The organism is Rhizobium moroccans (assembly GCF_057559155.1).
Genome location: NZ_JBHFJG010000007.1, coordinates 122,570 through 130,116 on the forward strand (window position 1 = coordinate 122,570; position 7,547 = coordinate 130,116).

Sequence of the window (7,547 nt, forward strand, 5' to 3'; positions counted from 1 at the left end):
GGCTTTGCCCCGCCCGCAGGCCAAGCAAGCCACCGCTCTGCGTTGCGGCGGGCATGCCTCTGAAAATCTGATTACGCCGCCTGTCGGTTCCAGGAAGCGAAGGGATCGGGCAGATCCCGCCAGCGGTCCGGCTGGAATTTGTCGGCCCCAATCAGACAGGCATCGAGCTCGGCCCGGATCGCGGCCTCGCTCATCGGGTCCGCTCCGATGAAGACGATCTCCTGCCGCCGATCGCCCCAGACGGGGTCGAGATAGCGCGCCAGCCCTTCGCGGAACTCCTCGTCCTGCGGCCATCTTTCCTTCGGAACCGCGTCCCACCAGATGCCGAGCTTCTGGGTCCGTACCAGCGCGCCAGCCTGGCTGATCTCGCCTACATGATAGGGCCGCGTCGCCAGCCAGAAGAAACCCTTGGCGCGGATGACGCCTGGCCACGACCGCTGCACGAAATCGTGGAACTTCGCCGGATCGAACGGCCGCCGGGCGCGGTAGACGAAGGAGCGGATTCCGTATTCCTCTGTTTCCGGCACATGATCCTTGAAGCCGTGCAACTCCTTGAACCAGAGTGGGTGGGTCTCCGCCTTGGCGAAATCGAAAAGGCCGGTTCCGAGAAGGACTCTCGGCGCGACCTTGCCGAAATCGGTTTCGACAATGCTCGCATCCGGATTGAGGCCGGCGACGATCTTGCGGGCGGCATCCAGCTCGTCGGGGGAGGCGGCCGATACCTTGTTGAGCACGACGACATCGGCGAATTCGATCTGCTCGACCAGAAGATCTACCAGGGTGCGGTTGTCGCCGTCGCCTGCGGTTTCGCCGCGATCCGCCAGGAAATCCGCCGAGCCGTAATCCTTCAGCAGATTGGCGGTATCGACGACCGTCACCATCGTGTCGAGGCGCGCCACATCGGAAAGGCTCTCGCCGTTTTCATCGCGGAATTCGAAAGTCGCGGCGACGGGCAGGGGCTCGGCGATCCCGGTGGATTCGATCAGCAGGTAATCGAAACGCTTCTGCTCCGCCAATTGACGGACTTCCTTCAACAGATCGCCGCGCAGCGTGCAGCAGATGCAGCCATTGGTCATCTCCACGAGCTGTTCTTCAGTGCGGGAGAGATCGGCGCCGCCGTCGCGCACCAGCGCCGCGTCGATATTCACCTCGCTCATGTCGTTGACGATGACGGCGACGCGAAGACCGTCGCGGTTGCCGAGGATGTGGTTGAGCAGCGTCGTCTTGCCGGCTCCCAGGAAGCCGGAGAGAACGGTGACCGGTAGCTTCTCGAGCATTTCATGCCTTTCGTATTGTTATAACGTAACATTCAAGGTGATTGAAAAAGGCGGAAATATCCGCCTTTCCCGGTTCGTCTCTTAGGAGCCCTGCGAAAGGCAGGTTTTCATCGAGGTGGCGATACCGCGCATCATATCGAAATAGAGGTCCGGACCAGCGGTGAGCGTTGCCGCTTCCGGATCGAGCGTGCCGGATTTGGCGGGCGTTCCCTCCGTCACTACCGCGACCAGCTTCGGCTCGAATTGCGGTTCGGCGAAGACGCAGGTGGCGCCGAGTTCCGTCACCTTCTTGTGGATCTGGCTGATGCGGTCGGCGCCCGGCATCGTTTCCGGGCTCACCGTGATCGAACCGGCCACCTTCACGCCGTAGCGGTGTTCGAAATACTGATAGGCGTCGTGGAAGACGACGAAGGGCTTGTCCTTGATCGGTTCGACAGTCGCCTTCAGTTCCGTGTCCAGCGTGTCGATCTTCTGCATCAGGGCTGCCGCATTGGCCTGATAGGTAGCGGCATTTTCCGGATCGGCGGAGACGAGCGTCTTTTCGATCTCGGCGGCGATCGCCTTGGCGTTCATCGGGTCCAGCCAGAGATGGGTATCGAAGGCGCCGTGGTCGTGCCCTTCATGCCCATGTCCTTCATGCCCTTCGCCTTCGGCATGTTCATGCTCGTGCTCGCCGTGCTCATGTCCGTGCCCGTCGCCATGGTCATGCGCCTCGAAAGCCCCGCCTTCGCGGAAGGGAAGCTTTTCCAGGCCAGGCGCGTCCTCCAGTTCCACCACCGTTGCCTTGCTGCCCAGGGCTTCCAGCGGCTTTTCGAGGAAGGCTTCCATGCCGGGGCCGATCCAGAAGATCACCTCCGCCTTCTCCAGTTGCTGCGCGTTGGAGGGCTTCAAGGTGAAGGTATGCGGCGAAGCTGCTCCATCGACGATCAGCTTCGGCTCGCCCACGCCTTGCATGATCGAAGCTACCAGCGAATGGATCGGCTTGATCGAAACGACCACATCCGGTGCGGCGATCGCGGCATTTGCGGCGAGAAACGCGGCCGAGGAGAGGAGCAGGAGGGAGGCGTTTTTCATGGCAGGTCTTCCTTGCATGTGGAATGTAATGTTATTACATCAATTGCGTTATGCTATAACGTGTGTCATAGCCGGTGGCAACTGGACCCAAAGAAAAAAGCACCAGGAAAAAACATGCTGATGAGGAACAGAGCCGAAGCTCACCAGGGCGAAGACAGGCTTGTATCGCTCGACAATGCCGGCATTCGCCGGGATGGCCGGTGGCTTGTCCGCGGAGTCGAGTTTTCGATCCGCAGGGGCGAAGTGGTAACGCTCATCGGCCCGAACGGCGCCGGCAAGTCCACCACCGCCAAGCTTGCGATCGGCGTTCTGCGTGCCGATGAGGGATCGGTCTCCCGGATGCCGGGGCTGACCATCGGTTATGTTCCGCAGAAGCTCTCGATCGATTGGACCATGCCGCTCACCGTCCGCCGGCTGATGCGGCTGACCGCGCCGCTGCCGGAGAACGAGCTTGTCGCAGCATTGACCGCCACCGGCATTCCGCATCTTGCCGAGGCCGAGGTGCGGCATCTTTCCGGCGGCGAATTTCAGCGGGCGCTGCTGGCGCGGGCGATTGCCCGCAAGCCGGATCTGCTGGTCCTGGACGAACCGGTTCAGGGCGTGGATTTCGCCGGCGAAAGCGCGCTCTACGATCTCATCCGTTTCATACGCCAATCGACCGGCTGCGGCATTCTGATGATCTCCCATGATCTCCACATGGTCATGGCCGGCACCGACACGGTGATCTGCCTCAACGGTCATGTCTGCTGCCGCGGCACGCCGGAAGCCGTGAGCCAGAGCAGCGATTACCTGAAGCTGTTCGGCAATACGCGCTCGCTCGCCGTCTACAGCCATCATCACGACCATACCCATCTTCCGGATGGCCGTGTGCTGCACGAGGATGGCTCGATCACCGATCATTGCCATCCCGAAGACGGCCATCACGCGCATGGCGATCACTCCCACGAACACCACCATGAGCACCACCATCATGCGCATGCGAAAGAGGGAGAGCGCCGTGCTTGACGATTTCTTCACCCGCGCGCTGGTTGCCGGCATCGGCGTCGCCTTGACCGCCGGGCCGCTCGGTTGTTTCGTGGTCTGGCGCCGCATGGCCTATTTCGGCGATACCATTGCCCATTCGGCGCTGCTCGGCGTCGCGCTTTCCCTCTTGCTGAACATAAACCTGCTGGTCACCGTATTTGCGGTGGCGCTGGTGGTCTCGCTCCTGCTCCTGCTCTTGCAGCGGCGGCAGACGCTTTCCGCCGACGCGCTGCTCGGCATACTCTCCCACTCGGCGCTCGCGATCGGCCTCGTGATGGTCGCCTTCATGAGTTGGGTGCGCATCGATCTCATCGCCTTCCTGTTCGGCGATATCCTGGCGGTCACGAGATCCGACATCGCCCTTATCTGGGGCGGCGGGCTTTTCGTGCTTGCCGCGATCGCCTTTCTCTGGCGGCCGCTCGTCGCCTCCACGGTCAGCGAGGAAGTGGCCGAGGCCGAAGGCCTCAGCCCGGAACGCACGCGGCTTCTCTTCATGCTCCTGATGGCGCTGACCATCGCGATCGCCATGAAGATCGTCGGCATTATGCTGATCACCTCGCTGCTCATCATTCCCGCCGCGACCGCGCGGCGCTTTTCCACCGGGCCGGAGGCCATGGCCGTTCTCGCATCCCTGATCGGTGCGCTTGCGGTGGTCGGCGGTCTTTTCGGATCGCTCCACTACGATACGCCTTCCGGCCCATCCATCGTGGTTGCGGCTCTGATCCTCTTTATTCTGAGCCTGTTCTGGATGGCGGGGAAAAGCGGGACGGAACCGGCCGGCAACAAGGGAGTGCGCTCATGATCGCACCGGCATTGACCAAGAACCAGTCGCTCGTCTTCGACGTGCTCAACCGCTCCGATGCGCCGATGAGCGCCTACACGATCCTCGACCGGCTTCGGGACCAGGGTTTCCGCGCCCCCCTGCAGGTCTACCGGGCCCTCGACAAGCTGCTGGAATTCGGCCTCATCCATAGGCTCGAAAGCCTGAACGCCTTCGTTGCCTGCTCGCATGCGCAGAGCGATTGCTGCAGCAAGGGTCATGGCACGGTTGCCTTCGCCATCTGCGAAAGCTGCGGCCATGTTTCCGAATTTCACGACCACGCGGTCGATCATCGCCTCGGCGATTGGGCGAAGCAAAAGGGCTTCAAGCCCGCCAAGACGACGATCGAGATCCGCGGCCTCTGCAGCGCCTGCGCGGCCTAGATCTCGCGCAGGTCCTTGGCGTAGCGCTGCCAGTTCGCGACATAATGATCCGCCGATTGCCGCAGCCTCGCGACCGCTTCCTCGTCCAGCGTCCGGATGACCCGCGCCGGTGAGCCGACGATCAGCGAATTGTCAGGAAATTCCTTGCCCTCGGTGATGAGCGCATTGGCGCCGATCAGGCAATTACGGCCGATCTTCGCGCCGTTCAGGATCGTCGCGCCCATGCCGACCAGCGAATTGTCGCCGATCGTGCAGCCATGAATGATCGCGTGATGACCGATGGTGCAGCCTTCGCCGATGGAGACCGGCAGGCCGACATCGTTGTGGATCATCACGCCGTCCTGGATATTGCTGCGCGCTCCGATGGCGATCGGCTCGTTGTCACCTCGCAGCACCGCGCTGAACCAGATGCCGACATCCTCGCCGAGCTCCACCTTGCCGATGAGCGTGGCATTGGGGGCGATCCAGTAGCGGCCGGCTTCCGGCAGTTTCGGCTGGTAATCCCCGAGCGCGTAAAGCGGCATGTCTTCTCCTCCCGAATTCCGTGGCTCAGACGACCGTCAGCGTCAGTTCGCCGACGCCGTCCACGCCGCAGGCGACCGTATCGCCGCGCTTGACCGGACCGACACCGGCGGGCGTGCCGGTCATGATGACGTCGCCGGGCGCGAGGGTGAAGAGCTTGGAGAGTTCGGCGATGATTTCCGGCAGCTTCCAGATCATCTGGGCGAGATCGCCGGACTGCCGGCGCTCGCCGTTGACGTCCAGCCAGACGGCGCCTTGCTGCGGATGGCCGATCTTCGACGCCGGGACGAGGGCGGAGACGGGCGCGGATTTTTCGAAGGCCTTGGCAACCTCCCACGGCCTTCCCATCTTCTTGGCCTCGGCCTGCCGGTCGCGGCGGGTGAAATCCACGCCGACGCCATAGCCGTAGACCTTCGACAGCGCCTCGGCGGCCGGGATATCCGCGCCGCCTTCGGCAAGCGCCATCACCAGTTCGACCTCGTAATGCACGTCGGAGGAGAGCGGCGGGTAGGGGAATTCGGTGCCGGCATAGAGATTGTCCGGGTTCTTCTGGAAGAAGAAGGGCGGCTCGCGCGACGGATCATGCCCCATCTCGATTGCGTGGTCGGCATAATTGCGGCCGACGCAATAGACCCGGCGCACCGGAAACCGTTCCGTCACGCCTTCGACCGGAAGCAGCACGGGTTCGAGGGCGGGGATCACGGTCGCGAGCATGGGAAACTCCTGAACAAGGAAAGGGCGGAAAACGACGGCGCCCTTTGTCCCCCAAATCGCGCGCCGATCCTAGCACTTTTTGAGGGGGGCGGGGACGAACTGGCGAAGAATTTTTGTTTGCTGTATGAGAGCCGCCGAGAAAGGGTTTTCGATGTACGCAGAGGCACTGGCAACCGGCGGCAAGATTTTCGCCGTGGCCCCGATGATCGACTGGACGGACAGGCACTGCAGGTTTCTTCACCGGCAGCTGACGAAGCGTGCGCTGCTCTATACCGAGATGATCGTGGCGGATGCGATCATCCACGGCCCGCGCGACCGGCTCCTGTCCTTCTCGCCGGAGGAGCATCCGGTGGCCCTCCAGCTCGGCGGATCGGACCCGGCAAAGCTCGCCGAGGCGGTGCGGATCGCCGGCGACTACGGCTATGACGAGATCAACCTCAATGTCGGCTGCCCCTCCGACCGGGTGCAGAGCGGCACATTCGGCGCCTGCCTGATGCGCGAGCCGCAACTGGTGGCCGATTGCGTGACGGCGATGCGGCGGGTCGCGAGCGTGCCGGTGACGGTGAAATGCCGCATCGGCGTCGACGACCAGGAGCCGGAAACGGTGCTGCCGGATTTCCTCGCCCGGATGATCGCCGCCGGCGCCGACGCGGTCTGGGTGCATGCCCGCAAGGCCTGGCTGCAGGGGCTTTCGCCGAAGGAGAACCGCGAAATCCCGCCGCTCGACTACGACCTCGTCCACCGCATGAAGCGCGAGAACCCATCCGTCTTCCTCGGCATCAACGGCGGCATCGCCGATCTGGACCAGGCGGCCGCACACCTCGCCCATATGGACGGGGTGATGCTCGGCCGCGCCGCCTACCAGAATGCCGGACTGCTGGCGGGCGTGGACGACATGATGAATGGTAGCGGGAGAGCGACTCGAACCCCCGACGACATCGACTGGCTGGCGCTCCGCGACACGATGATGGCCTATGCGGAAGGCGTGATGGCGTCCGGCGGGCGGCTGAACCACGTGACGCGCCACATGGTGGGCCTGTTCCAGGGCTTTGCCGGCGTGCGCCGCTTCCGTCAGATCCTTTCCGCCGAGGCGACCAGGCCGGGAGCGGGGCCGGAGGTGATCGAAGCCGCCTTCGCCGCGGTGGACCTCGGCTCCGACCCGAAGGCTGTTGAGACGAAGCTCGCGGGGTGAGGAGCGGTCCGCGCAGCGGAGCAATCGATCCAGTGAATCGATTGCAGCGACGAACGCCCGGAGCGAAAGCGAGGGGCCGGTCGCTGCCTTATCAAGGATGGCCCGTCTCCCGCCTCCGCCGCCATTCCTCGAAACTCGGGCGGTACTCCGCCGGCAGTTCTGCGCGGACGAGCTCGATCGCCGCATCCTGCAGGGCGCGGCGTTCCGGATCGGGCGGGGCGAAATCCGGCAGCTGCGAGGCGCGGACCTGGCGCAGCACGGCAATCGCCTCCGCGTAGATTGCATCGAAGGCGGCGCGCTGCGGGCCGGTGAGGTTGCGCAGGCAGCAGGGCTCGCCGCTCTTCCTGAAATGCCAGTAGCATGCGTTTTTCCGGTGGCACTGGCGGCGCCGGCAGACCGCATGCGGCAGGGCGAGCATCTCGGCGCAGCGCGACATCAGGCGGGTATTGACGGGGAGGGGTGTTGGTTCTGGCATGGGGGGCTCCGGGTTCACCCTCCCCTTGAGGGGGAGGGTCGGAGCAAAGCTCCGGGGTGGGGTGACA

9 protein-coding genes are annotated in these 7,547 nt (G+C 63.8%); 4 read left to right on the forward strand and 5 right to left on the reverse strand.

What is annotated here, in order from left to right; genetic code table 11:
* Window positions 1-71: 71 nt before the first annotated feature.
* Window positions 72-1,277, reverse strand: coding sequence for a zinc metallochaperone GTPase ZigA (zigA, locus tag ACE04I_RS05370; protein WP_487206716.1), 1,206 nt, complete (start codon window positions 1,275-1,277; stop codon window positions 72-74).
* Between the two features lie 81 nt (window positions 1,278-1,358).
* On the reverse strand, window positions 1,359-2,351 hold the full coding sequence (znuA, locus tag ACE04I_RS05375) for a zinc ABC transporter substrate-binding protein ZnuA (protein ID WP_487206717.1): 993 nt from the start codon (window positions 2,349-2,351) through the stop codon (window positions 1,359-1,361).
* 114 nt (window positions 2,352-2,465) lie between these two features.
* Here znuA and ACE04I_RS05380 point away from each other — a divergent pair, with 114 nt between their 5' ends.
* From ACE04I_RS05380 to ACE04I_RS05390, 3 genes are read left to right on the forward strand one after another with little or no spacing between them, the layout of a single operon-like run.
* On the forward strand, window positions 2,466-3,356 hold the full coding sequence (locus ACE04I_RS05380; protein WP_046792497.1) for an ATP-binding cassette domain-containing protein: 891 nt from the start codon (window positions 2,466-2,468) through the stop codon (window positions 3,354-3,356).
* Entirely contained in the window at window positions 3,349-4,176 is an 828-nt protein-coding gene (znuB, locus tag ACE04I_RS05385; protein ID WP_046792496.1) for a zinc ABC transporter permease subunit ZnuB, read from the forward strand. The genes ACE04I_RS05380 and znuB overlap by 8 nt, the downstream gene beginning before the upstream one ends.
* Complete coding sequence (locus tag ACE04I_RS05390; protein ID WP_046792495.1) at window positions 4,173-4,577, forward strand: Fur family transcriptional regulator; 405 nt, start codon at window positions 4,173-4,175, stop codon at window positions 4,575-4,577. Before znuB ends, ACE04I_RS05390 begins: the two co-directional genes overlap by 4 nt.
* On the opposite strand, the gene ACE04I_RS05395 is transcribed toward ACE04I_RS05390, so the two are convergent.
* Together ACE04I_RS05395 and ACE04I_RS05400 are read right to left on the reverse strand one after the other, a co-directional pair.
* Window positions 4,574-5,101, reverse strand: coding sequence for a gamma carbonic anhydrase family protein (locus tag ACE04I_RS05395; protein ID WP_046792494.1), 528 nt, complete (start codon window positions 5,099-5,101; stop codon window positions 4,574-4,576). The genes ACE04I_RS05390 and ACE04I_RS05395 overlap by 4 nt on opposite strands.
* Before the next feature lie 25 nt (window positions 5,102-5,126).
* A complete protein-coding gene (locus ACE04I_RS05400) occupies window positions 5,127-5,813 on the reverse strand; it encodes a fumarylacetoacetate hydrolase family protein (protein ID WP_137326568.1) in 687 nt (228 codons plus the stop codon).
* Between the two features lie 151 nt (window positions 5,814-5,964).
* Here ACE04I_RS05400 and dusA point away from each other — a divergent pair, with 151 nt between their 5' ends.
* Complete coding sequence (gene dusA, locus ACE04I_RS05405; RefSeq protein WP_487206718.1) at window positions 5,965-7,005, forward strand: tRNA dihydrouridine(20/20a) synthase DusA; 1,041 nt, start codon at window positions 5,965-5,967, stop codon at window positions 7,003-7,005.
* A gap of 91 nt (window positions 7,006-7,096) precedes the next feature.
* Here dusA and ACE04I_RS05410 read toward each other — a convergent pair whose 3' ends face one another.
* Window positions 7,097-7,480 carry a hypothetical protein gene (locus ACE04I_RS05410; RefSeq protein ID WP_156176914.1) on the reverse strand — a complete coding sequence of 128 codons (384 nt, stop codon included), beginning with the start codon at window positions 7,478-7,480 and terminating at the stop codon, window positions 7,097-7,099.
* Window positions 7,481-7,547: the final 67 nt, after the last annotated feature.